Origin of the sequence: Haliscomenobacter sp., from assembly GCF_965225875.1 — a bacterium.
In the GTDB taxonomy this organism is placed as follows: Bacteria; Bacteroidota; Bacteroidia; order Chitinophagales; family Saprospiraceae; genus Haliscomenobacter.
The window spans coordinates 1-21,786 of the sequence record NZ_CBDDBS010000002.1 but is presented as its reverse complement, the minus strand read 5'-3'; the positions used below and the strand labels follow the sequence as shown (position 1 = coordinate 21,786).

Annotated in this window: 16 protein-coding genes and 1 pseudogene; 3 read left to right on the top strand and 14 right to left on the bottom strand. The window is 47.5% G+C overall.

The genetic code is table 11. From position 1 onward, the window contains the following. Positions 1 to 673: 673 nt before the first annotated feature. The 3 genes from ACO08K_RS03200 to ACO08K_RS03190 form a co-directional block, all read right to left on the bottom strand. The gene (locus tag ACO08K_RS03200; protein ID WP_421794951.1) at positions 674 to 1,846 is read right to left on the bottom strand and encodes a cytochrome-c peroxidase; all 1,173 of its coding nucleotides are present in this window, start codon (positions 1,844 to 1,846) and stop codon (positions 674 to 676) included. After that, positions 1,833 to 2,870 carry a cytochrome-c peroxidase gene (locus ACO08K_RS03195; RefSeq protein WP_421798284.1) on the bottom strand — a complete coding sequence of 346 codons (1,038 nt, stop codon included), beginning with the start codon at positions 2,868 to 2,870 and terminating at the stop codon, positions 1,833 to 1,835. Before ACO08K_RS03195 ends, ACO08K_RS03200 begins: the two co-directional genes overlap by 14 nt. A 258-nt stretch (positions 2,871 to 3,128) precedes the next feature. Then, entirely contained in the window at positions 3,129 to 3,905 is a 777-nt protein-coding gene (locus tag ACO08K_RS03190) for an MbnP family protein (protein ID WP_421794950.1), read from the bottom strand. A 305-nt stretch (positions 3,906 to 4,210) separates the two neighbouring features. Here ACO08K_RS03190 and ACO08K_RS03185 point away from each other — a divergent pair, with 305 nt between their 5' ends. Beyond that, the gene (locus ACO08K_RS03185; RefSeq protein WP_421794949.1) at positions 4,211 to 5,623 is read left to right on the top strand and encodes an amidohydrolase family protein; all 1,413 of its coding nucleotides are present in this window, start codon (positions 4,211 to 4,213) and stop codon (positions 5,621 to 5,623) included. Between the two features lie 126 nt (positions 5,624 to 5,749). On the opposite strand, the gene ACO08K_RS03180 is transcribed toward ACO08K_RS03185, so the two are convergent. The 3 genes from ACO08K_RS03180 to ACO08K_RS03170 all read right to left on the bottom strand — a co-directional run bounded on the left by ACO08K_RS03180 (position 5,750) and on the right by ACO08K_RS03170 (position 9,581). Then, the gene (locus tag ACO08K_RS03180; RefSeq protein WP_421794948.1) at positions 5,750 to 7,321 is read right to left on the bottom strand and encodes a S10 family peptidase; all 1,572 of its coding nucleotides are present in this window, start codon (positions 7,319 to 7,321) and stop codon (positions 5,750 to 5,752) included. Positions 7,322 to 7,534: 213 nt separating this feature from the next. Then, entirely contained in the window at positions 7,535 to 8,104 is a 570-nt protein-coding gene (locus tag ACO08K_RS03175) for a DUF3575 domain-containing protein (RefSeq protein ID WP_421794947.1), read from the bottom strand. Positions 8,105 to 8,372: 268 nt separating this feature from the next. After that, positions 8,373 to 9,581: a pyridoxal phosphate-dependent aminotransferase gene (locus ACO08K_RS03170; RefSeq protein WP_421794946.1), complete on the bottom strand. Its 1,209-nt coding sequence runs from the start codon at positions 9,579 to 9,581 to the stop codon at positions 8,373 to 8,375. A gap of 380 nt (positions 9,582 to 9,961) precedes the next feature. On the opposite strand from ACO08K_RS03170, the gene ACO08K_RS03165 reads away from it, so the two are divergent. Together ACO08K_RS03165 and ACO08K_RS03160 are read left to right on the top strand one after the other, a co-directional pair. Continuing rightward, positions 9,962 to 11,503, top strand: coding sequence for an acyl-CoA carboxylase subunit beta (locus ACO08K_RS03165; RefSeq protein WP_421794945.1), 1,542 nt, complete (start codon positions 9,962 to 9,964; stop codon positions 11,501 to 11,503). A 152-nt stretch (positions 11,504 to 11,655) separates the two neighbouring features. Continuing rightward, a complete protein-coding gene (locus tag ACO08K_RS03160) occupies positions 11,656 to 12,327 on the top strand; it encodes a hypothetical protein (RefSeq protein WP_421794944.1) in 672 nt (223 codons plus the stop codon). Positions 12,328 to 12,523: 196 nt separating this feature from the next. On the opposite strand, the gene ACO08K_RS03155 is transcribed toward ACO08K_RS03160, so the two are convergent. From ACO08K_RS03155 to ACO08K_RS03120, 8 genes and pseudogenes are all read right to left on the bottom strand, one after another. Continuing rightward, entirely contained in the window at positions 12,524 to 13,714 is a 1,191-nt protein-coding gene (locus ACO08K_RS03155; protein ID WP_421794943.1) for an exo-beta-N-acetylmuramidase NamZ family protein, read from the bottom strand. Between the two features lie 183 nt (positions 13,715 to 13,897). Beyond that, positions 13,898 to 14,905, bottom strand: a complete 1,008-nt coding sequence (locus ACO08K_RS03150; RefSeq protein ID WP_421794942.1) for a hypothetical protein — start codon at positions 14,903 to 14,905, stop codon at positions 13,898 to 13,900. A gap of 139 nt (positions 14,906 to 15,044) precedes the next feature. Continuing rightward, on the bottom strand, positions 15,045 to 16,088 hold the full coding sequence (locus tag ACO08K_RS03145) for an adenylate/guanylate cyclase domain-containing protein (protein WP_421794941.1): 1,044 nt from the start codon (positions 16,086 to 16,088) through the stop codon (positions 15,045 to 15,047). After that, positions 16,081 to 16,449, bottom strand: a complete 369-nt coding sequence (locus ACO08K_RS03140) for a response regulator (RefSeq protein WP_421794940.1) — start codon at positions 16,447 to 16,449, stop codon at positions 16,081 to 16,083. The genes ACO08K_RS03145 and ACO08K_RS03140 overlap by 8 nt, the downstream gene beginning before the upstream one ends. 18 nt (positions 16,450 to 16,467) lie before the next feature. Beyond that, positions 16,468 to 18,618: an ATP-binding protein gene (locus ACO08K_RS03135; protein WP_421794939.1), complete on the bottom strand. Its 2,151-nt coding sequence runs from the start codon at positions 18,616 to 18,618 to the stop codon at positions 16,468 to 16,470. Positions 18,619 to 19,142: 524 nt separating this feature from the next. Beyond that, positions 19,143 to 20,435 carry an aminotransferase class V-fold PLP-dependent enzyme gene (locus ACO08K_RS03130; protein ID WP_421794938.1) on the bottom strand — a complete coding sequence of 431 codons (1,293 nt, stop codon included), beginning with the start codon at positions 20,433 to 20,435 and terminating at the stop codon, positions 19,143 to 19,145. Positions 20,436 to 20,607: 172 nt separating this feature from the next. Next, positions 20,608 to 21,504 (bottom strand): IS630 family transposase, encoded by an 897-nt coding sequence (locus tag ACO08K_RS03125; protein WP_421798283.1) that lies wholly within the window; start codon positions 21,502 to 21,504, stop codon positions 20,608 to 20,610. A gap of 4 nt (positions 21,505 to 21,508) precedes the next feature. After that, positions 21,509 to 21,786: pseudogene (locus ACO08K_RS03120) on the bottom strand (hypothetical protein); the annotation flags it as partial.

Below are 21,786 nucleotides of genomic sequence, written 5' to 3'. Positions count from 1 at the left end.
AGTCGCACTACTCACTCGCAGTACGACCAACTACTAACAAATTATAATCCCATGAATATACCTCTCTGATAAAGGAGCGAATTTAAGCTTTGCGCTTAATATTCTCGCCTATATAACCAAGATTTTTTCATTTTATTTTACAAAACCTTAAAACAATCTTACGTTTCGGTTTTATAAAATAAAACTGAAAAAGGTTTGATTACAGAATGAACAGCTTAGTTTTGCAATTGGTTTTACGGACAGGCTTAAAAAAAAATAAGTCGCGCTGAATGAGCGCGACTTACTGCATATAATCCCATGAACTTTAAAAACTAATCTTTTCCCTTACGGGTATATTTTGAGTGAAAATCACTTCGAGTTTGGTGGGGAAAGGTTTGCAATAGTAAGTCAGACTTTATCCCTAAACCTGACTTACTATTTTCGCAAACAAAGATCCCATAATGCATATCCAAAATTTGTACCCGATTCATTCATCGGCTACGTTCGTTTGACAATACAAATATGGGGCAAAGAATAGGGGTGTACAAGGACAAAATTTACGTATTGTGAAAAAAATAAAATTAAATAAATGAGGGTTGAATTCAATAAATAAAGGATTTCTGGTTTTTATTTGTGAAAAAAAACGATCAAAAAGAATCCTTTTTCCTGAGAAAAAAATCAAAAAAAATCTTTTTTACCGCTTAAAAGGGTTCGAAAAAGCTGGATTGTTCACAAAAGAAGTATCCGTCAACATTTTTAAAAAGGCAATCAAGTCAGATTTATCCTGATCGGAAAGGGGAAAACCCGTGATGTTGGCATCCTCATTGGCAACACCGTGACCTCCCCGACTGTAATTTTCCAGGACTTCTTCCAGGGTTTTGAAGCGCCCATCGTGCATGTAGGGCGCCGAAAGGGCGACATTGCGCAGGGAGGGTGTACGGAACCGACCATTGTCACTTTGTAATCCGGTCACTTTTCCCCGTCCCAAATCTTTAAATGCACTCAGGTTGGGCACATTGTCCAGTCCGTTGTTGTGGTAGTTGTTATCGGTGAACAGGGGATTGAAGTGGCAATGCGAGCAACCTGGGTGCGCCACAGCTCCGGCATATTCGATAAAAAATAGCTCCAGCCCCCTTTGCTCCTCATCGGTAGGGAAATCTTCCTTGGCCCAAATCACCCGATCATACCGCGAATAAGCACTAATCAGGGTGCGTTCAAACTGACTCAAGGCCTTGACCACCAGATCGCGGGTCAGCTCCGTTTTGCGGCTGATGCCAAAAGCCTGCCTGAAACGGCCAGGATAATCTTTGTGGCGGCGTAGTTTGCGCTCCACATTGTCCCAGGTATCGTCCATTTCCAGGTGGTCTTCGATGGGCAGCAAGGCCTGGCCTTCAAGATCAACCGAGCGGCCGTCCCAAAAGAAGCCCCGGGTATTGTAGGCCAGATTGACCAGAGGCATGGCACTACGGATTCCGTTTTGCCCTCGGATGCCGGGGCTGGTGGCCAATCCGTCAGTAAAGCCCTTTGATTGTTGGTGGCAGGAAGCGCAAGACTGGGTACTATCACGAGACAAAATAGGATCGTAAAACAACATGCGTCCCAGAGCTACGCCCGCTTTGGTCAGGGGGTTGGTGGCCGTTGCTGGAATTGGTGGCATCCATTTGGGAATGCTCAACACGTAATCTTCCGGGGTGTAATTACCCGTGATGAGGTCGGTATCGGGTTTGGGCTCTTCTTTTTTGTCGTCAGGATTACAGGCCCACAACAAGCCCAACACCAATAATAGTACGGGCAACCCTGTGTGGTTGCCCCGCCCCGCGCGATTGCCCCACCATATTATAGTACAACCCAGCTCAATTTTCATCATTCAATGTGTTTAAAAAGGCAATAAGATCAGCACGATCCTGTTTATTCAGTTTCAGCTTGCGCACATTGGGGCTTACATTGAGCCCAGAATGCCCGCCACTGGCATAGTGATCCAGCACTTCATCCAGGGTTTTAAAACGCCCATCGTGCATGTAAGGAGCGGTGTATTTCAGGTTGCGCAAAGTTGGTACCCGAAACAAGCCATTGTCGTTGCGGTTGCCCGTGATGTCGCCCCGCCCCTTGTCCGGGTAATCGTCCAAGGATAACGTTGCAAGCAACCCATTGTTTTCAAAGTTCAAGGTACTGAATAAAGGATCAACGTGGCAATGGTTGCACTCCGAAGTGGGAACTGCCGGGGAAGCATCAAAAAAAATGGTCCAACCCCGTTTTTCCTGTGGCGTAAATTGAGCCTCCTCCCGCATCACCCGGTCAAATTTTGTGTCTGCACTGATCAGGGTGCGCTCGTATTGGGCCAGCGCTTTACCTACCAATATACTATCAATTTCTTTGCGGTTTTTGATGCCAAAAGCCTGCCGAAACAAGCTTGGATATTCGCCATGGGCTTGTAGCTTTTGCAACAGCAGGGGCCAGGAATGCCGCATCTCCAGGCTGTCGCGCACCGGATGTAGCGATTGTTCCTCGAGCGTGGCCACCCGCCCATCCCAGAAGAGCCCCTTGGCGTAAAAGCCCACATTGAGCAAAGACATAGCGCTGCGTTTGCCCATTTTACCTTCCACCCCTGTACTTAAGGCCTTTCCATCAGTAAATGCTAGTTCAGGCTGGTGACAAGAACTGCAAGCGATGCTGCTGTCTTTGGATAAAATGGGGTCAAAAAACAACTTGCGGCCCAGGGCGACTCCGGCTTTGGTCAAAGGGTTATCCGGGGGAATGCGCATGGGCGGGAAGCTGGGGGGATGGGCAGGCTGTACATATTCAGGCTGATAGGGGAGTTGTTGAAGCTCGGATTGGGGCTGGCAGGCGGAGAGGAGGAGGAGAAGGATTGTTCCAACCGGACTAAAGGGCACATACAAGTTTAGGCATTGAATCCAATATAGTACGATTGCCTCAGAACCCCCGACCCCTAAATGGGAGTACAGCTTACGATGCTTCACTATTTTTCCATTTGCACCAGCCGCAACTTTTTCGTGCTTACCGAAAATGTACTCCCCTTTAGGGGTAGGGGGTTCTGAGACAAGAGCAACCTGTTCAACCATTCCCTCAACCTCCAGCATACAACTAGCCTCTTTTATCCATTTTATGCTAACAGCTCCCATTTTCATCACCTACTCCTGATGCACCTTCACCGCTTCCCCCAAATTATCCGCAATAAATTGGGCAATGGCCTTATCCACCGTATGATCCTGGGTGACCTTGCGGAAATCCAGGTAATTCGAGCTGGACTGCGCCAGGACCCGGTGCAAATCAACATCCAGCGCCAAATTGCTGTTGCTTTTGTCTTTGATCACAATGTCTTTCAAAAACACCTTTTTGCGGAAAAACTCATTTTCCCCGATGTGGAAGGTGATTTTGGTGGCGTACTTTCCACTGTTGTCCAGATCGGCATTGCCTTCAATTTTGGTGAACACATAGCCCTTGGCCCAGGACCAATAATTGTCGTCCAGCGGGTGGGGTGGGGTATAGCTGCTCGGGCCAACGGCATTCAGATCGGCAGAAACGCCCAGGCCCAGTTTGATGCCTTTATAAGTACCCGGCGGAATGTTTTTGATGGTAAAATTGATGCCTTTTTGCGCCGCATCGTCGGATTGGATGTTTTTGAAAGAAACCAATTCCACGTCGATGAGCTGGAGGCTGTCGCCCTTGGGGTCATCGGTCTTCAACAGGGCCACATCCGAAATGTAGAACTGGAACAGTTGAAAGCGCAACTTCATGTTGTCGGCATAGGCATAGTCTGCATTGAACATCTTGAGTTTGTTCTGCTCGTACAAACCCCGGAAATTGAGGGTCAATTCGCCGCCGGTATCGCTATTTTTGTCCTCCTTGTCACAAGTCCACAAGCTGAAGACCAGCAAGAGGTAGAATAAAACACGGAATTTATTCATAATGGTAGTGGCTTTTGAAACACCTGTTCAAAAATAGGTTTTCTCGAAATAGTAAACCGCAAAATGGAGGATTTGGTCGGGAGTGGACAATGATTTTTGTTGGGGAGGGAAAAATAAAAGTTTTGGTAAAGTGTGGAGGTGGGCGCTCTTCGATCCCAAAATGCTCGCTGCGCGAGCGGGCTCGACGATCACGAGTTCCAGATCCTACTCCTAGTCGTGCAGGGTAGGCGATTCAAGGTGTGGCCCAATAAGTATTTCGGCATCTCCCTAAAAATTCCGTTTTTTACACCCAAAACCTGCCTACCATGAAAACCTTTGCGCTCCTTGTCTTGCTTGCCCTGTTTATTCCCCTCCAGGCCCAAGTCGATCTGCTCATTACCCAAGTCAACATCGTTGATGTAGCGACCGGGAAAATCCTGCCCAATCAGATCGTGAGCATCAAGGGCAATCGCATCATTTATGCCGGACCACCCAAAGGGAAATTACCCGAAGCCGAACAAATCCTCATTGCCAAAGACAAATACCTCATGCCCGGCCTTTGGGATAACCACGTTCACTTTGGCGGCGATACCCTCATCGACGAAAACGAACAACTCCTGCCCCTTTTCCTGGCCATGGGCGTCACGGCGGTGCGCGACTGCGCGGGTGACATCAGTTTATCGGTACTCCAATGGCGTAAGGAAATCCAGGAAGGCAAACGGGTAGGGCCACGCATTTTCACCTCCGGACCCAAACTGGAAGGCAAAAAATCCATCTGGCCGGGCGATCTGGAAATTGCCACGACCGTCGAGTTGCAACAAGCCCTGGACTCCCTGCAAAAACTCAAGGTGGATTTTGTCAAAATCACCGATAATACCCTGGAGCCCCAATTGTTTCTGCAAAGCATCCGCGAAGCGCGCAAGCGGGGTTGGAAGGTCACCGGGCACATTCCGGTCGCCTTGACCATTCAGGAGGTAGCCGGAGCGGGTTTGTCGGCCATCGAGCACCTGGGCTACGTCATCCGGGCGGCCTCGCGCCAGGAGCAGGAAATCACCAAACAGCGCGCAGCAGGCACGCTGACCGCCCGCCAGGCGAATGAACAATTCCTCGCCACCCTGGACACCTTCACCGCCCTGGCCAATTACCGCAAACTCGCCACCAATGGCACCGCCGTAGTGCCCACCATGATTGGTAGCTACGCCACGGCATACCTGGATCAAAACGACCACAAAAACGATTATTACCTGACTTACCTCGGGCCGGAGTTCAAACGCACCTACCAATGGCGCATCGATCGGGCCATGAAGGATGACTCGGCGGCCATCGACTTGCGGCACCGCCTGTTTGAAACGGCTGCCTCCCTGCTGCCTTTGCTGCATCGCGCTGGCATGACCATCATCGCCGGAACGGATGCGGGCTACCTCAATTCTTTTGATTATCCCGGCTTGGGCATGCACCAGGAGCTGGAGTTGATGGTGCGTTATGGTTTAAGTCCGCGGGAGGCTTTGAAGGCTTCGGTGATCAATGGCCCGGCATTTTTGGGTTTAAGCAAGGATTACGGAGCGGTGAGTAAAGGCAAAATGGCTGACTTATTGCTGCTGGATGCGAACCCATTGCAAAACATTCGGGCTACGCAGCAGATTGAGGGGGTGATTCACGCGGGGAATTGGTGGAGCAAGGCAACCATCCAGGAAGAATTGTCGAAACTCCAAAAATGGGTGGAGAACAAGGAAAAGTAAAAATACTTAGGTGCCTCTTCAGTGCCTTTGGTTTCTTAGGTGGTGAAAGAAACCGCCTCGCGAAGCGGGGCAAAATTTCACCACCTAAGAAACCAAAGGCACTGAAGGGGCACCTAAGGAAGAGAATTAATACTTGGCCGGCTGCCCGGGCTTGGGCAAGGACTTTTTGATGAACTCCCGGATATCCTCATTGCTCGTCTCCAGGTCTTCCTTGCGCAGGTACATCATGTGCCCGCTGCGATAACCCTTCCAGCTCATCCTGTCTTTCAGTTTGCCACTGGGGTCCATTTGCCACATGTTGTATTTGGCGTTGAAGTAGTCGCAAGCGCCATCGTAGTAGCCCGATTGCACCATCAGATGCAGGTAAGGGTTTTGCGCCATGGCCTGGCGCAGGTTTTCACCCGTGCGGTCATTGGTCCGATCCCAGGGGTTCACGGGGCCAAACATGTTGTACTTCAGGTCGGTTTTGTACTTCAATTCTTCGCGCAGGTAGATGTTGATCGGTGGTGTGAAGGAATGCAGCCAGGAAGTAAGCTCAGCACTGTAATCGGGCGCCAAACCTATGTCCTGCCGATCGATCCCCAGGTAGCGCGAATCCAGGCGGCCTACGGTGTAGCCCTTGTCACGCAGCAGTTCCTTCCAGAAAAACTGCACCGTAATGTCCAGGTTGGCTTTGAGAATCACGTCTTCTTTCAGACCGGAATATTTTGCAAATTTGGCCACTACCGCTTTTTTCCTGGCCTCGTCCAGCGAGTGTCCATGGGCAATGGCGGGCAGCAACTCATTCATGGTGAAGGCCTCCACTTCGGGCAAGAGGGCCGTGAGGTCTTTTTGCTGCAAATCGGCTGATAAGGCCTTGTGGTACCAGGCAGTAGCCGCGAAGAAAGGCAAACGCAGGGCCTGATCAACCGCACCGTCGCGCAGAATGCCCAGCTCGGTAGGAGAGACCAGGATTACCCCATTCAGGTACATCCATTGCGAGTTTTGCAGTTCCAGCGCCAGTCCCGATACCCGGGTGGTGCCATAACTTTCCCCAATCAGGTACTTCGGTGAAGCCCAACGGTTGTAGCGGCTGACAAAGGTGTTGAGCCATTCCGCCAGGTACTTGATGTCGGCGTTCACTCCAAAAAACCTGGCAGGGGGGACATCCTTGGCTACAATGCGCGAAAAGCCTGTATTCACTGGGTCGATGTGCACAATGTCGGCCACATCAAGGATGGAGTAGGGGTTGTCCTTGATGCCGTAGGGCATGGTGGGGTAGCCCTCATCGTCGATTTGCAGGATGCGCGGCCCGGTGTAGGCAATGTGCATCCACACCGAAGCGGAACCAGGGCCACCGTTGAACGAAATCACCAGGGGGCGATTGGCGCGGTCTTTCACATCGGTACGTTCATAATAGGTGTAAAACAGCCCGGCGAGAATTTTTCCTTCTTCATCCCACACCGGAATCGTACCTGCATGGGCACGGTAAGGCACTTTTTGGCCTTTAACGGTCACCTCCCGGGTGGTTTCTACAAAATGGTCGGGATTGAGGGTGCGGGTAGGTGAAGTCACTTTGTCATCCTTGGGCGCAGCGCCGGTTGTCGGCGGCGGCGGTGGGGGAGTGGTGGTGTTTGGATTGTTACCTGGTCTGTTTTGGGCGTTAACCAAATGGAGCATCAGCATACATATGCCGACAATGAGCCATTGTTTTTTCATAGAAAATCGTGTTGGTGTTGAAAGTTTTATACTAATCCTTAATGCGTTGAAATTATTGGAAAAAAACAAAACCGGGAAGTGTGGAGGAAGGAAATAGACGGAAGGCAGTAAAGGTGGAACGAATGGCGAACGCCATAAATGACGAATGACGAATAACACCCAACTCCGGGCAATTATTCGTCATTCCTCATTCGAAAAATTCGTCAATTAAAACTACTTCCCGAATCGATAGCCAATGACCATGGTCAGCGGGATATCCCAATTCAAGAGTGGAATTTCGCTCAGGTCTACTGGTTCAGCATCCCCAATGCCATCGATGTTGTACACAAAAGCACGGCCAAAACCAATGTTGAAGTCGAAGTGAAGGCGTTCGTTGCGGGCGAAAGTTTTAAAACCCACCAGGAAGCCTCCCGAAAAACGGCTGGTGTTGTACTCATCGGCGTCCTCGGCCGTACTGCGCGCTTTACCAGAGGAATAGCGGGTGTACAAGCCCGTGTAAAACTTGTCGAGGCCAATATCGCTGGGGTTGAAGTAATAACGACCATTGACGCCAAAACGCAAAGTGGTGTTTTTGAGGTCATCTCCTTCATTAAAATTGATCTTGTTCCAGGAGCCACCAACAACGGCTTCAAGGCCAAAATTGTCGCTGAGGCCGAATTCGCTGCGCAGATTCAGTGTTCCGAACAATGGGGCAAATGGGCCAACTTTTACATCTACCTGGGCAAAGGAAGAGCTGATTGCAGCCATACAAATGACTGCAGTAAGGATGAAGTGCTTCTGCATGATAAACAGTTGATTAGGTGTAGAAAAAAGTGTTGTGTGAGCTTGAATTATAATTGTTATAACTCTATTGTCGGGTGTAAAGTTCCTCTAATCTGCTTTTATATTCAAGCTTCTTAGAGGAACTTTAACTTATTTTAAAACTTTTTAACAACGCAGAAAAATTAACTTCCCGATTTGGGTTTTGAATAGGAAGTCGAACGGTTCATTTCAAGTGAGCTTCCTATTCAAAAGCCTCAAAAAAATCGGGAAGTAATTTTTTGCGTCATACTTAACGCAATTTTCCAACTGCCTCGGCAATGCGTTTGATTGCTTCATTCAATTCTGCCTCCGAAGCAGCATATGAAATCCGGAAACAGTTGTCAGCACCAAAAGCAACTCCTGAAACGGTAGCAACATGCGCCTTCATCATCAGGTAATCGCAGAAGTCATTGGCGTCGTTGACGGCGGTTTCACCATCGGTGGTGCCAAAATAAGCACTGATGTCTGGGAAAATGTAAAAAGCCCCTTGTGGCTGATTGACCTTAAACCCAGGAATTTTGCTCAAACCAGCAATCACCAGATCACGGCGTTTGAGGAAAGCTTCACGCATTTCATAGGTTGGCGTCATGTCTGCCAACAGTGCAAAAGCGGCTGCCTTTTGGCTGAAGGAGTTGGCCCCAGAGGTTACCTGTCCCTGAATTTTGGTGCAAGCATCGGCCAACCAAGCGGGTGCACCGATGTAGCCCAGGCGCCAGCCAGTCATGGCATAACCCTTGGCAAAACCATTGACGGTAACCGTTTGGTTTTTGACATTTTCAAACGCACCAATGCTGACGTGTTTTTCGCCAAAATTGATGAATTCATAAATCTCATCAGAAACGATGAGAATGTCTTCGTGCTGAGCGATCACATCGGCAATGGCTTTCAACTCCTCGTGTGAATACACCATCCCGGTTGGGTTGGAGGGGGAGGAGAAGATGATGGCCTTGGTGCGATCGGTGATGGCTGCGGCGATTTCGGAAGCGGGCACCTTGTAATCTTGCTCAAAGCTCGACTTAAGGATCACTGACTTACCTTCTGCCAATTCTACAATCGCCGAATAAGACACCCAATAAGGCGCCAGGATGATTACTTCATCACCGGGATCCAGAATTGACAAGAAAATATTTGCCAGCGATTGTTTGGCGCCATTGGAAACTACAATCTGGTTGAGGTTGTAATCCAGGTTGTTGTCGCGTTTGAACTTCACCTTGATGGCTTCCCGCAGTTCCTGCAAACCTGCTACCGGCGTGTATTTGGTAATGCCATCATCCAGCGCTTTTTTAGCCGCTTCCTTGATGTGGCTGGGGGTATCAAAATCAGGCTCCCCCAAACTCAGGTTGATCACATTGTGGCCTTGGGCTTTGAGTTCCCGAGCCATTGCCGCCATTTTAAGCGTCTCGGATTCTGCCATCTGCAGTACGCGCTGAGACAGACGAGAGGTAGTCGCAACAGACATGTTTTGAGTTTTTTGAAATTGAACGTTATTAAAACCTAAGGCTGTCAGTAAATGGTTAGGCAAAAAAATGACCTTAGGAAAAATGCGATCAGGACAATCGACAGCAAAAGTACGTGCAAAGTCGCAAAGAACCAAAGAAATTTGGAATGGGGCGATAAAAAAATAAGTGTTCATTTTGCTAGAGGATTAGATAAGGAAACGGTTCATTTCAAGTGGCTTATCTAATCCTCTAGCTCAAGAAAAATGAACATTTATTTTTTGCCCCACTACTATGGAGACCCTTAATTGAGCAAAATCAACCAATGTCAACCCTGAATATTGACATTTGTATCCTTTTTCGCCCATGAAAAGTTTCTATCTTTCCCGCTATAATAGTTCCAATGAAAGACAAGCTTTTGACCCTCGAACAAAAAATCGCTGAGGCCCGGCTCGGCGGTGGGCAGCAACGGATTGATGCCCAGCACAAAAAAGGAAAATTGACGGCTCGCGAACGCGTCCATTTTTTACTCGATCCGGGTTCGTTTGAAGAAATAGGCATGTTTGTGCAACACCGCAGTCGGGATTTTGGGATGGAAAACCAACGTTTCCTGGGCGATGGGGTCATCACAGGATATGGTACCATTGATGGACGTTTGGTGTACGTTTTTTCACAGGATTTTACCGTCTTTGGTGGTTCTCTTTCGGAAGCCCACGCTGAAAAGATCTGTAAAATTATGGATCTGGCCATGCGCAATGGTGCGCCAGTGATTGGTTTGAACGACTCAGGCGGTGCCCGGATTCAGGAAGGGGTGGCCTCTTTGGGGGGCTACGCAGATATTTTTTACCGGAATGTAATGGCTTCTGGAGTGGTGCCCCAAATTTCGGCCATCATGGGCCCGTGTGCTGGGGGAGCGGTGTATTCACCCGCCATGACCGACTTTATCATCATGGTAGAAAACAGTTCCTACATGTTTGTGACTGGCCCCAACGTGGTCAAAACGGTCACGAATGAAGACGTCAGCTCGGAGGATCTTGGGGGTGCCAGTGCACACTCCACCAAATCGGGCGTTACCCACCTCACCGCTGCCAACGACATCGATTGTTTGCAAAAAATCCGGCAACTGGTCAGCTATATGCCCCAGAACTGCGAGGAAAAACCAAGTTTAAAGGCTTACGATTTGGGCGAAGAATGGCGGGAAGAGTTGCGCAACATCGTACCCGACAACCCCAATCAGCCCTACGACATGCGCGATGTCATCAACGGTATTGTGGATGAGGCCTCGTTTATGGAAGTCCAGGAGTCCTTTGCCGAAAACATCGTGGTGGGTTTTGCCCGTTTGGCGGGCCGGAGCATCGGAATCATTGCCAATCAGCCGATCAGTTTGGCCGGAGTACTCGATGTGAACAGTTCCCGCAAAGGGGGGCGTTTTGTCCGTTTTTGCGACAGTTTTAATATCCCCTTGCTGGTGTTGGTAGATGTACCTGGCTTTTTGCCAGGAACGGATCAGGAATGGAACGGGATCATCGTCAACGGGGCCAAATTGCTGTATGCCTTCAGCGAGGCTACAGTGCCACGCATCACCGTCATTACCCGCAAAGCCTACGGCGGCGCTTACGACGTGATGAACTCCAAACACATTGGTGCCGACCTTAATTACGCCTGGCCCGGCGCGGAAATTGCCGTAATGGGTGCCAAAGGAGCTTCGGAAATCATCTTCCGCAAAGAAATCCTGGAAGCAGAGGACCCCGAAGCCATGCTCCTCCAAAAAGAAAAAGAATACCAGGAAGCTTTTGCGCACCCCTACCAGGCGGCTGAGCGCGGCTACATCGATGAAGTAATCGACCCCTGCCTCACCCGCCGTAAACTCATCAAAGCTTTTGCTTCGATCGAAAACAAGGTGGCGCACTTGCCGAAGAAGAAGCATGGGAATATACCTTTGTAAGTGATAAATGATGAATGATAAATGATGAGTGATGAAAAATTCATCATTTATCATTCATCTCTCATCATTCTTCTGCCTATTTTTGTCCCACAACAAAACAATTGGGTAAGTGACCATGCCCAATTTCTAAAGTCTAATTAAAAAAAGAACTTATGAAAAAGTTATCCAACTTCAGCATCTGGCTGATGTTCTTACTTCCCATGACCAATTTGTTGGCCCAAAACATTCAGGAAAATGAACGCACCATGAGCCAGGGTTCCAAACCTGGCTTTTCCATGAACGTCAGTGATTTGGATGCCAAAGAAACCGAACGTTTGTGGATCGATTATTTGAAGGATACCAAAGCTAAAACCAAAAAAGACCGCAAAACCAATGAGGTATTTGCCGACGACGCTTCCATACCCGCCATCAGCACCAACTTGTTGGACATTTATGCCACCTTTACCGAACGCAACAAACAAACGGAAATCATAGTGTGGGTTGATTTGGGTGGTGCCTTTTTGGCTCGTCGCCAGCACCCCGATAAAATTGATGCTTTTGAGCAGTGGTTGAGCGAATTTGGCCGTCGTACCCGGGTGCGCAAAATCGAATTGGAGCAGGAAGCAGAAGAACTGGTGTTTAAGGACCAGAAAAAAGAATTTGACAAACTGATCAAGGAGGAAGAACGCCTGAAAAAAGAAATTGCCGATGCTGAACAACGCATCAATCAGGCGAAAAAAGAGCTGGAAGTCAACAACGCCAATCAAAACAATCGTCGCCAGGAAATGGAGCGGCAGCAGATGAAGATCCAGGAAATTGAGGCGAAGAAGAAGCGGGTAGAGTAGAAACGCAAAATCTTGCGCCTCCGCCAGGCCCTACGGCTGTAGATACGCAGGGTTATACGTCTTCGTTAAACCCACAGCGACATTTCATTGTCACAAAGGGAAAAAAGAGGACTCAAAGGACACAAAGTTATACATTGACAATGTTTTGCTTTGTGTCCTTTGAGTCCTTTTTAGATTTTGCCCCAAATTTCACTTTTCAATCTTCCTCATACAACAAATACTTCTTCCGCATCTCCTTGTACTTCGACAGCCCCGGCTCCCAGCTCTTGCGGATTTCCTTTTCCTTTTTCCTGGCAATGATTTGCTCTTTAAACTGTTTGGTGCCTGCTAAAAAGTCGATGTTGCCCATTTGGCGGCTTTGACTCCGGTCGAAGAATTTTTCTTTGATGGGATAAGCCTTGTACATATCGATCATCCAGCGGATGTTGATGCGACCCTTTTTGCGGAAGGAATCCAGTTTGTATTCCCGTAAGTCAAGGCCATAGCAGGCCTGATCCTGGTGCAGCGGCGTTTCCGACATACCCTTGAGGCTTACCGGAGTAAAGGAAAAATCGAATTTACCCTTCAGTGCAGGGGCCCCCAACACGGTAAAAGGCATATAAGTACCCCGACCCTGACTCAGAATGGTACCCTCAAACAGACAAAGGGAAGGATACAGCAGGATCGACTGCTGGGTGTTCAAGTTGGGCGAAGGAGCCACGGGTAAGGTGTAATCCATGCCGTGGGTATAGTTTTTAAGGGGAATGATTTTGAGTTTGCACTGCTGCTTGTTGGCAATCCAACCTTCACCGTTGATCATTTGGGCGAATTCGCCAATGGTCATGCCGTGGGTGATGGGAATTGGGAAACGGCCAATACCCGACTCCAGGGCCATGTCCAGAATGGGACCGTCGACAAAATCATTGGGATTGGGCCGATCCAGAATCACCAATTCTTTGTCCGCCTCGGCACAGGAGCGCATGGCGTCGCGCAGGGTGTTGATGTAGGTGTAAAAACGGCAACCTACATCCTGAATGTCAAAAATGAGCACGTCAATTTGGGCCATTTCCTCTGGGGTAGGGCGGCTTTTTTTGCCGTACAATGAAACGATTTTGATGCCCGTTTTGGGATCCACTTCGTCTGCTACGTGATCACCATTGCTGGCGTTGTTGCGAAAGCCGTGTTCGGGCCCGAAGATGAGTTTGATGTCTACGCCCAGGGCTTGCAGTGTATCAACACTTAGCTTTTTGCCGATGATCGAAGTTTGATTCACCAACATACCTACTTTTTTGCCTTTTAAATAGGGTAAGTAGGTGTCTATTTGCTCCGCTCCGGTCAGGATGGGTTCGTCTGGGCCTTTGAAAAAAATACTACATAGGAAAAAAATAGGCAGCCAAAGCAATTTCATGAGTGGGAGGTTTGATGGTTAGGTTAAAAACTTCGATGGTCAAAAATAGGAAAAAATCATTATTGCTCAGTATAACTAAGGTGTCCCTTAAGTGGCTTAAGTTTCTTAGGTGGTGAAAGAAAACTTTTTATTCACCACCTAAGAAACTTAAGGCACTTAAGGGACACCTCAGATTATAGGTGCCTAGGGTGTTTTCCGTTCCCGTTCCCAACGCGCACATTCTTCCATCACCGCAATTTCATTACTCAACAAACTGTGCTGCCCCGTGAGCATGAAGGCCTGCGCCTGGAGCACCTGAGTGTAAAACAAGCCGAAATTGTACGCTTTCCCATACTCTACCTGTTTAAAAGCAGCATTCAAGGCGCTGATTTTGTCACTGAAGGCTTTGCGGAATTGAGCCAAAAGGGGCAACATTTCTTTCAACATGGCACTAGCTACCTCCGCGTGTTTGTTGCGGGCTTGCAGCTGAATGGCTTTTACTTTGGTAGGATCGCGATCCCGGCCATATTCACCCATGGCGATCAATGGGAGCTTTTTGATTTCGGCATCTGCCCATTTTTGGACTTCTTCGTGTTTTTGCGCATAACGCTCTTGTACAGCACCTTGAGCCTCGGTCATACTCATATCCGCCATGGATTGCATCAAGGTAGTGGTCATGCCCATCCAGTCGACGTCCATGCCTGCTGGTGCAGCAACTTTACTATTCGGGGTGCCCACTGCGGGTTTGATGCCATTTTTACTCAGTTGCTGGGCAATGTAAGCTTGTTGCTCTGCCTCACTCATCTGGGCAAATTTTTGGGCAAAGGCGGGATCGCTCAACATTTTTTGAGCCATTTCACGGGTGGCGTTGTCCATGGCCGCTTTTTGAGCTGGGCTGACGTTGTTGGCCACGGGTTGAGCTGCTGCGGTGTTGTAACCCATAGGATTTTGGCGGTAAAAATTGGCGGAAATGGCCTGGCTTTGCTGGATATGGTTTTCCAGTTTGTGGGTCCAGTTTTGGTAAAAAGCGAGGGTGTTAGCGCTGGCGCTGCCGTTGGGATAAACCCTTGCATAAGCTTCGGGGAAAGTGCTGCAAGGCTGAGGTAATTCATTGAGCAGGGCTACTGCATCCACGGCTACAATGGGCTGAGCGACACTCAACTGACTCAACAAAATCAATAAACACAAGGTGAAAAAACTGTTTTTTCTCATGGTGTCAAAAGTGTTTAGGGTAAAAACATTAGGTGTTGACTACCCGCTTAGACACCGGGAATAAAAATACGGTGGCAGTATTTTGAACCTGCCTACTGTAATTTCCGACTGAAATGCTTAAAAACAAGATGGAGGAATTTTACTCCATTACTTCATAAATCCGTACCGGCTGCGTTTTATTTTTTACAAGCACATCATCTTTCCGCTGACAAACAAAGGCTTGTTTGATCAGTTGATAGGTGTTCTCACCTACCAGCACTTCTCCTGGCCCACCACTGGACTGAATCCGTTGGGCAGTATTGACCACATCACCGATCACGGTATAATCCAGTCGTTTTAGTGAAACCGACCCGATATTGCCAGACACCATTTCCCCGCTATTGATGCCAATCGACACATTGGGGCTATAGGTGACCCCTACATTCTCTTCCCGTTGGATGGCACAAATTTTTTTCACTACGGCCAGGGAAGCTTCCACCGCTTTGTCCGCGTGAAATTCACCCCTGAAAACGGCCATTACTGCGTCACCCATAAATTTGTCTACATAGCCACCGTGATGCGTGACTTCCTTGACAATCAGGTCAAAGTATTTATTCAAAATGCTGACTACCACGTCCGGTGTTTCGTTTTCGGCGATGGCAGTGAACCCACAAATGTCAATAAAAACGACTGTAGCCTCGATGGTTTCATTGGAAAAAAGGCTCCGTTCAAAATCACAACAAGCCATGAAATTCAAAACGGTGGGGTCGACATACATTTTCAAGATGTTGTTTTCCCGCAAGGCCTGAACTGTGTTTTGCAATTGACTAACATAACCCAGGGTTTTGTCAATGGTGGTTTCGAGGTCATCAAAATTGATGGGTTTGCACAAAAAATCAAAGGCACCCCGGTTCATGGCCAGGCGAATATTGTCCATGTCGCCGTAAGCAGAAACAATTACAGTTTTGATCAAAGGGTTGATTTCGTGCAATTTGAGCAACAAACTGAGCCCATCCAGCCTGGGCATGTTGATGTCACTCAATACCGTATGAATCGTGGGGTCACTGTTGATGATGTTGAGTGCTTCTATACCATCGCTCGCAAAAAAGAACTCGTATTTACCCTCGCGGATTTGGCGACGTAATTTTTGTTTGATCAGGATTTCCAGATCTTGCTCATCATCAACGACCAGGACTTTATTCATGGAGTTTTTCTTTGAGGTTGCTAAAATCGATGGGTTTGGTCAGGAAATCATCGGCACCGAGTACATTGGCTCGTTCACGGTTTTCTTTGTCTCCATACGCCGTGACCATGAACACTTTGGGAGGTGCTTCCGGGTAGATTCCCCGCACTCTCCTCAACAATTCCAAGCCACTCATACCCGGCATGTTGATGTCGGATAAAATCAGGATGATGTTACTGTCTGTTTTTTTCAGTAACTCCAGGGCTGCTTCACCAGAGTGGGCAAATTCAAAAGTAAAGACATTCTCCCGAATTTCTTTTCGAAACTTTTGCTCAAAAAGGGCACGGATATCGGTTTCGTCGTCAACAACTAGGATGCTCATTTTAAACTGGTTTAAGAATTAACGAAGGGGTAATTCAATAATAAAGGTAGTTCCATGTCCTTCTTGAGATTCAACCCTGAGGTGCCCCTGATGTCCTTTTGTAATGATGTCGTAACTGAGCGATAAGCCCAGCCCTGTTCCTTCTCCACTTGGTTTGGTGGTAAAAAAAGGTTGGAAGATTTTATCCTGCAAAGCTATGGGTATCCCCGTGCCGTTGTCACTGATCTTGATTTCAATACCTTGGTCGCTAACAGCGCTACTAGCGATGACTTTGGGTTGGTAATCTTTATCTCCACCTAACTTCTGTCGTTGATCCACGGCATAAAAAGCATTGTTGAACAGATTGAGTAAAACCCGGCCAATGTCTTGTGAAACTAAGTTAACCAAAGGAAGCTGATCTGCCAGTTGTAAGGCATAATCGGCCTGAAACCCTTTGATTTGAGCCCGCAAACCATGGTAACTCAGGCGCAGGCATTCATCGATGAGAACATTGAGGTTGGTTGCTGTTTTTTGGCCACTGCTGGTGCGGGAATGTTCCAGCATGTTTTTGACAATGCTGCTGGCGCGTTTGCCGTGGTGATTGATTTTATCCAGATTTTGTTTCAGGTCAGTAGCTATACTTTGTACTTCTTCCGTATTGCCCTGATTGATTTCTGTTTGCAACTCATCGATCATTTCACTGCTGACTTCGGCAAAGTTGTTGACAAAGTTGAGGGGGTTTTGGATTTCGTGGGCGATACCAGCAGTCAGTTCACCCAGAGATGCCATTTTTTCGCGTTGGACCAGCTGCGTTTGGGTACTCCGCAAAGTTTCGAGGGATTGTTGGAGTTCGAGGGTGCGATCAGCTACCTGACGCTCTAGCGTTTCGTTTTGGGTAGCCAGTATTTCTTGTTTTTCCTGCTCCTGGGCCAGGGTGCGTTGGGAAAGGAGTTCCACTTCCCTTAATTTTTCAGCTAGGGTTTGACTGGCAAAAGAAGACTCTAGAGCAAGGTAAATAGAGACTGATACGGGGATGCTGATGAAGCTAAGGCTGAATGCAAATTGGCCCCATATCCAATTGGGACCAGCCGGGATATAATTCCAAGCAAACAAATAGAATAAGCAGAAAAAGACCAAAAAACCAATTGATCCCCCAAAAATGATTTTACCCCCCCTTTGTTTTTTACGGGTGGCCAACCAGGCAATGCGACCAGTTTCGAAAAAAACCAAAATGCTTGCTAGAATAAAGCCCAGGTTATAACCATTTTGGTAGTTGCTATACAAGATGAGAACACTTGCGCATAAATAAACCACCAAAAACCAGTAAATCAGACCTTTGGGTGTGCTAAAAATAGCGTAGGTTCCTTGTAAAAAGAAAAACAAACTGAGTCCATATGAAATGCTAGCGGTGCTGAGGAAAAACATTTTGGTACTGGCCAGGTCTACGTGTCGATATACCACTCCGATGAAAAGAAGCAAAATTAGATTAAGCAGGGCAAACAAAAAGAAATAAAGGTTAGCCTTCTCTTTTTTGTTGGAGCGAAATAAGGCGAAATGAATCACTGCCAAAATCAAATAAAGACCAAAACGACCAAACTCAAAATAAGGGGTGAGTTCATTGAGTAAAAACTTACCTATGTTTTCGACTTCCATTAAATGCAAAGACAGAGCGACATTTGGGCGGTCAGCAAAAATAAGGTACGGTAGATTTTTTTGCACAGCAAAACGAACCGCCAACACCTGCGTTCCAGATCGGTATAGGGGAAGCCCTAACGTTGTACCATTCCTGGGTGCAAAGGCCAATACCTTACCATTTTGATCAGCTATTTTTCCATAGCTACCGATCATTTTTCCATTTAAAAAAATTTCTGAAGCCCCGGTTTGGGCTACGATACAAGCCAATGTTTTTTGCGTAAAACTGCTATCAACAGTGAATTTGAGTCGAAACCAAACCGTTCTGGATTTCCAAAGTTCTGGGATGTTTTTAAAATCCTGAGTGGGATCAATACTTTTCCATTGGGAGTCATCGTAGTCCGTTTTTACCCATTCGGGATCATCTCCCATCTGCATTTTCCAACCCTGTTTGAGCTCAAGGCCCTGAGCAGGGATGCTATCTATGTGCAACAAATCCTGCTTTTGAGCAAAAGCAGAAAGGCTACACAACAGCAAAAACAGCGTAAAATATCTCATGCTCAGGCATTGGTGCTTGGAAGATTCAACTCAAAGATACCTACAAATCATCCGTGGATTGGAGGATTATTCTCCCAATGGTACGTACTGGTTTCCGAATGGATACAATTGGCTTCCGAATGGTTAATAACTCATATTGCGCAGTTCTATGCTTAGTCTCCATCTAATGTGAGAACGACTGATGCACACAGCGATTTCAATATGTCCATATTTTTTCCGCAGAGTTTCACGGAGTACACGCAGAGTTTCGCGGAGTTTTTTTAGTGGCGCCTGCGGTGCGGAGAGGCCACTGAGGTCGCCTTTGTTGAAATTTGGGTACTTACCCTTCATCAAGTCACATGATCATGGGCTTGATCTTAAGCAAGATTTTCTTGGAGCACGACCTCCAGCCACCGCAGGTGGCAAACTCCTTAAAACTTAAAAACTCCACGAAACTCTGCGTGTACTCTGTGAAACTCTGTAGTGAAAAACATTTGGCGCCGCCAAATCAAAAAGAAATCTTGCTGTTCAACCAAGCCTGGACATTAAACCTGCTTGCTCAACTGCTCAATCGCTTTCACCAAGGTATCCAATTCACGCGTAGTGGTGTACACATTAGGCGTCAGACGCACCCCTTTGATGTTTTCCCACTCGATGGCTACATTGTGGATCTTATAGTTCTGGTGTAAAAAATTGGAAACTTCGGCAGGTTTTTTACCTTCAACGGTAAGCAAACCGATGGCGCAGCCGTATTCGAGCTTGAGAGAGGTTTTGACCTTCACTCTAGGCATGGCATTGGCTTTTTCGGCCCAATAATTTTTTAAATAATGCAGGCGTTTTTCCTTGCGCTCGCCCCCGATCATCTCGTGAAAATCAATAGCCTGATTGATGCCCTGTTCAATGGCAAAGGAACGGGTACCCAGGTTTTCAAACTTACGGATGTCTTCACTTTCCGCATCTGGAGCAGCCAGCAGCGGGTACAGGTTTTTGATTTTTTCCTTTTTTACGTACAACATGCCACTTCCAAAGGGAGCGCAAAGCCATTTGTGCAAACTGGTGCCATAATAATCGCAGTCCAGATCAGCTACCGAATATTGGAAGTGGGCAAAGGTATGTGCACCGTCGACCAGCACTTCAATGCCTCGTTTGTGGGCTTCTTTGGCAATTTCCTTGACGGGTAGGATTTGACCCATCCAGTTGATGAGGTGGGTGATCTGTACCACTTTGGTTTTGGCGCTGAAAGCGTCTACATAACTTTTGACCAGGTAATTTTTATCTTCCGAAGGCAATTCCAGGTTGATCCATTTCAGGACGATACCATCCCGTTTTTCCCGCTGCTTCCAGGCGTTGATCATGTTGGGATAATCCTGTTTGGTCAACACGACCTCATCACCAGCTTGCAGGCGGAGCCCAAAAATAATGGTTTCTAAGGCTTCAGAGGAGTTGCGGTTGATGGCTACTTCTTCTTGAGATACTCCGGCCAAATCTGCCAGACGGCGGCGCAGGGGTTCACGGCCTTCGTCCAAGGTACGCCACATGTAGTAGGAAGGAGTTTCGTTACTTAGGCGATTGTAGCGCTCTACAGCCTCTTGTACCACCTTGGGTTGTGGGCAAACGCCACCATTGTTGAGGTTGATGAGGGCCGATGAAACGGTATAAGCTTGACGGACCTGGTACCAAAAGGTTTCATCCTGGATGCTGTCTTCCAGGCTCAAGGCATTGATGCGCTCGATGCTTTGTAAAAAATTCTTTCCTTGTGCGCTGTCTAAAAAGGGCGGAGTTGCCCCTAATGCAGCCAATGCACCGAATTTTTGGAGAAAATTCCGACGTGTAGTCATGGCAAATTTGGTTTTTCCGTTTGGCTTTGATTTGTCCAGGACAAGATAACGAAAAAATGCAAAACCATGATTAGGAGTGACGAATAACCCGAATGACGAATATTGAGCTACGACACACAACTGGACATTTTGCTCGAAGGACATCAATTGCCACGTGCTTATGAAGTTTTCTTTAAAAAGCGTTCTTTGACATATTGGAACTAACATCAGCGAAAGGGCGATAAAAAGGCGACTGTAAAGCCCTTAGGCCCACATATTGAAGCAAAGGCTGGTTTTGATGACCAGGTTGTGCAAACCATTGTTCGACTTTAATTTTCAATGCATCCCATTGATCGACCAGGCGATGATTGTGCAAAAGATCTTGCTTGAGCCATCGCCACATTTTTTCAATGGGATTGAGCCAAGAAGCATAAGTGGGCAAAAACAACAATTGAACGGGTAAATTTTTACCCTTGAACTTTGCTTTAGGCTTGAGATGTTGCCATGATTTGGGTAAAATTATGGGGAATGGAGATTGCTGAGGAGCTAAAGCAGCAAGGACGTCGGGGTGAAAATGAACCGGCCAATTATCCAGGATGACCCAAATGGTTTTTTGAGGATGCTTCAGGGTGAGTTCCTCAAAAAATTGAATGATGGTGGGTACCTTGATTTTATGACGAATCAAATAGTGGGTTTGGCCCGTTAGTCCATTTAAAGCGCCACAGATTCTGAACGTTTTATTGGAATAATGACCTAATCTACACAAGGGTTGCTTTTGCGAAGCTGGACTCCAGTCATAGCCAATCGTGGGCTGGAGATATACGGTGAGCTGATCCAAGAAATAAATTTCCTGCTCTCCAGGATTATGGCTTCGGATTTGCTGTAGCAGGTACTCTACTTTGGCCTGATAAGCTGGATCAGGGCTATGTACATATTGGCGTGCTCGTAAATGGCGAACCCCAATTTTTTTGAGTACTTGCCACACTCCACCCAGGGAGTAGTCCTTAAATGCCTCGATCTTTTCCCTCAATGCCTTTAGCGTCCACCGACTTTGATCTAAACCAAAGTTAGTTGGACTTTGACCTACCACCAACTCAACCTGGGTTTGTAGTTGTGGGGGGCTTAGAGGGGGAAAACCCAGGCTTACGACCGCGGCCTGCCTTTTGTTCTAAGCCTTTGATGCCTCCTGCTTTGTAGCGAACCACCCAGTCATAGACCGTGTTCTTGCGCCGACGTCGCAGTAAGCCTTTGTTTGCAACTTCGTTGCCAAAGGAACCAGACGCAATTTGTAAAATGGCACTCGCTCGCTCTCGAAGATAGGGCTTGGGTGAACGTTTCAAGAGGCCTTCCAAGGCTTCTTTTTCCCCTTCGC

Excerpts from the sequence above, each read along its gene's own strand:
- ACO08K_RS03200 (WP_421794951.1), bottom strand. The coding sequence starts at position 1,846 with ATGATGAAAATTGAGCTGGGTTGTACTATAATATGGTGGGGCAATCGC.
- ACO08K_RS03190 (WP_421794950.1), bottom strand. The coding sequence starts at position 3,905 with ATGAATAAATTCCGTGTTTTATTCTACCTCTTGCTGGTCTTCAGCTTG.
- ACO08K_RS03185 (WP_421794949.1), top strand. The coding sequence starts at position 4,211 with ATGAAAACCTTTGCGCTCCTTGTCTTGCTTGCCCTGTTTATTCCCCTC.
- ACO08K_RS03180 (WP_421794948.1), bottom strand. The coding sequence starts at position 7,321 with ATGAAAAAACAATGGCTCATTGTCGGCATATGTATGCTGATGCTCCAT.
- ACO08K_RS03175 (WP_421794947.1), bottom strand. The coding sequence starts at position 8,104 with ATGCAGAAGCACTTCATCCTTACTGCAGTCATTTGTATGGCTGCAATC.
- ACO08K_RS03170 (WP_421794946.1), bottom strand. The coding sequence starts at position 9,581 with ATGTCTGTTGCGACTACCTCTCGTCTGTCTCAGCGCGTACTGCAGATG.
- ACO08K_RS03165 (WP_421794945.1), top strand. The coding sequence starts at position 9,962 with ATGAAAGACAAGCTTTTGACCCTCGAACAAAAAATCGCTGAGGCCCGG.
- ACO08K_RS03160 (WP_421794944.1), top strand. The coding sequence starts at position 11,656 with ATGAAAAAGTTATCCAACTTCAGCATCTGGCTGATGTTCTTACTTCCC.
- ACO08K_RS03155 (WP_421794943.1), bottom strand. The coding sequence starts at position 13,714 with ATGAAATTGCTTTGGCTGCCTATTTTTTTCCTATGTAGTATTTTTTTC.
- ACO08K_RS03150 (WP_421794942.1), bottom strand. The coding sequence starts at position 14,905 with ATGAGAAAAAACAGTTTTTTCACCTTGTGTTTATTGATTTTGTTGAGT.
- ACO08K_RS03145 (WP_421794941.1), bottom strand. The coding sequence starts at position 16,088 with ATGAATAAAGTCCTGGTCGTTGATGATGAGCAAGATCTGGAAATCCTG.
- ACO08K_RS03140 (WP_421794940.1), bottom strand. The coding sequence starts at position 16,449 with ATGAGCATCCTAGTTGTTGACGACGAAACCGATATCCGTGCCCTTTTT.
- ACO08K_RS03135 (WP_421794939.1), bottom strand. The coding sequence starts at position 18,618 with ATGAGATATTTTACGCTGTTTTTGCTGTTGTGTAGCCTTTCTGCTTTT.
- ACO08K_RS03130 (WP_421794938.1), bottom strand. The coding sequence starts at position 20,435 with ATGACTACACGTCGGAATTTTCTCCAAAAATTCGGTGCATTGGCTGCA.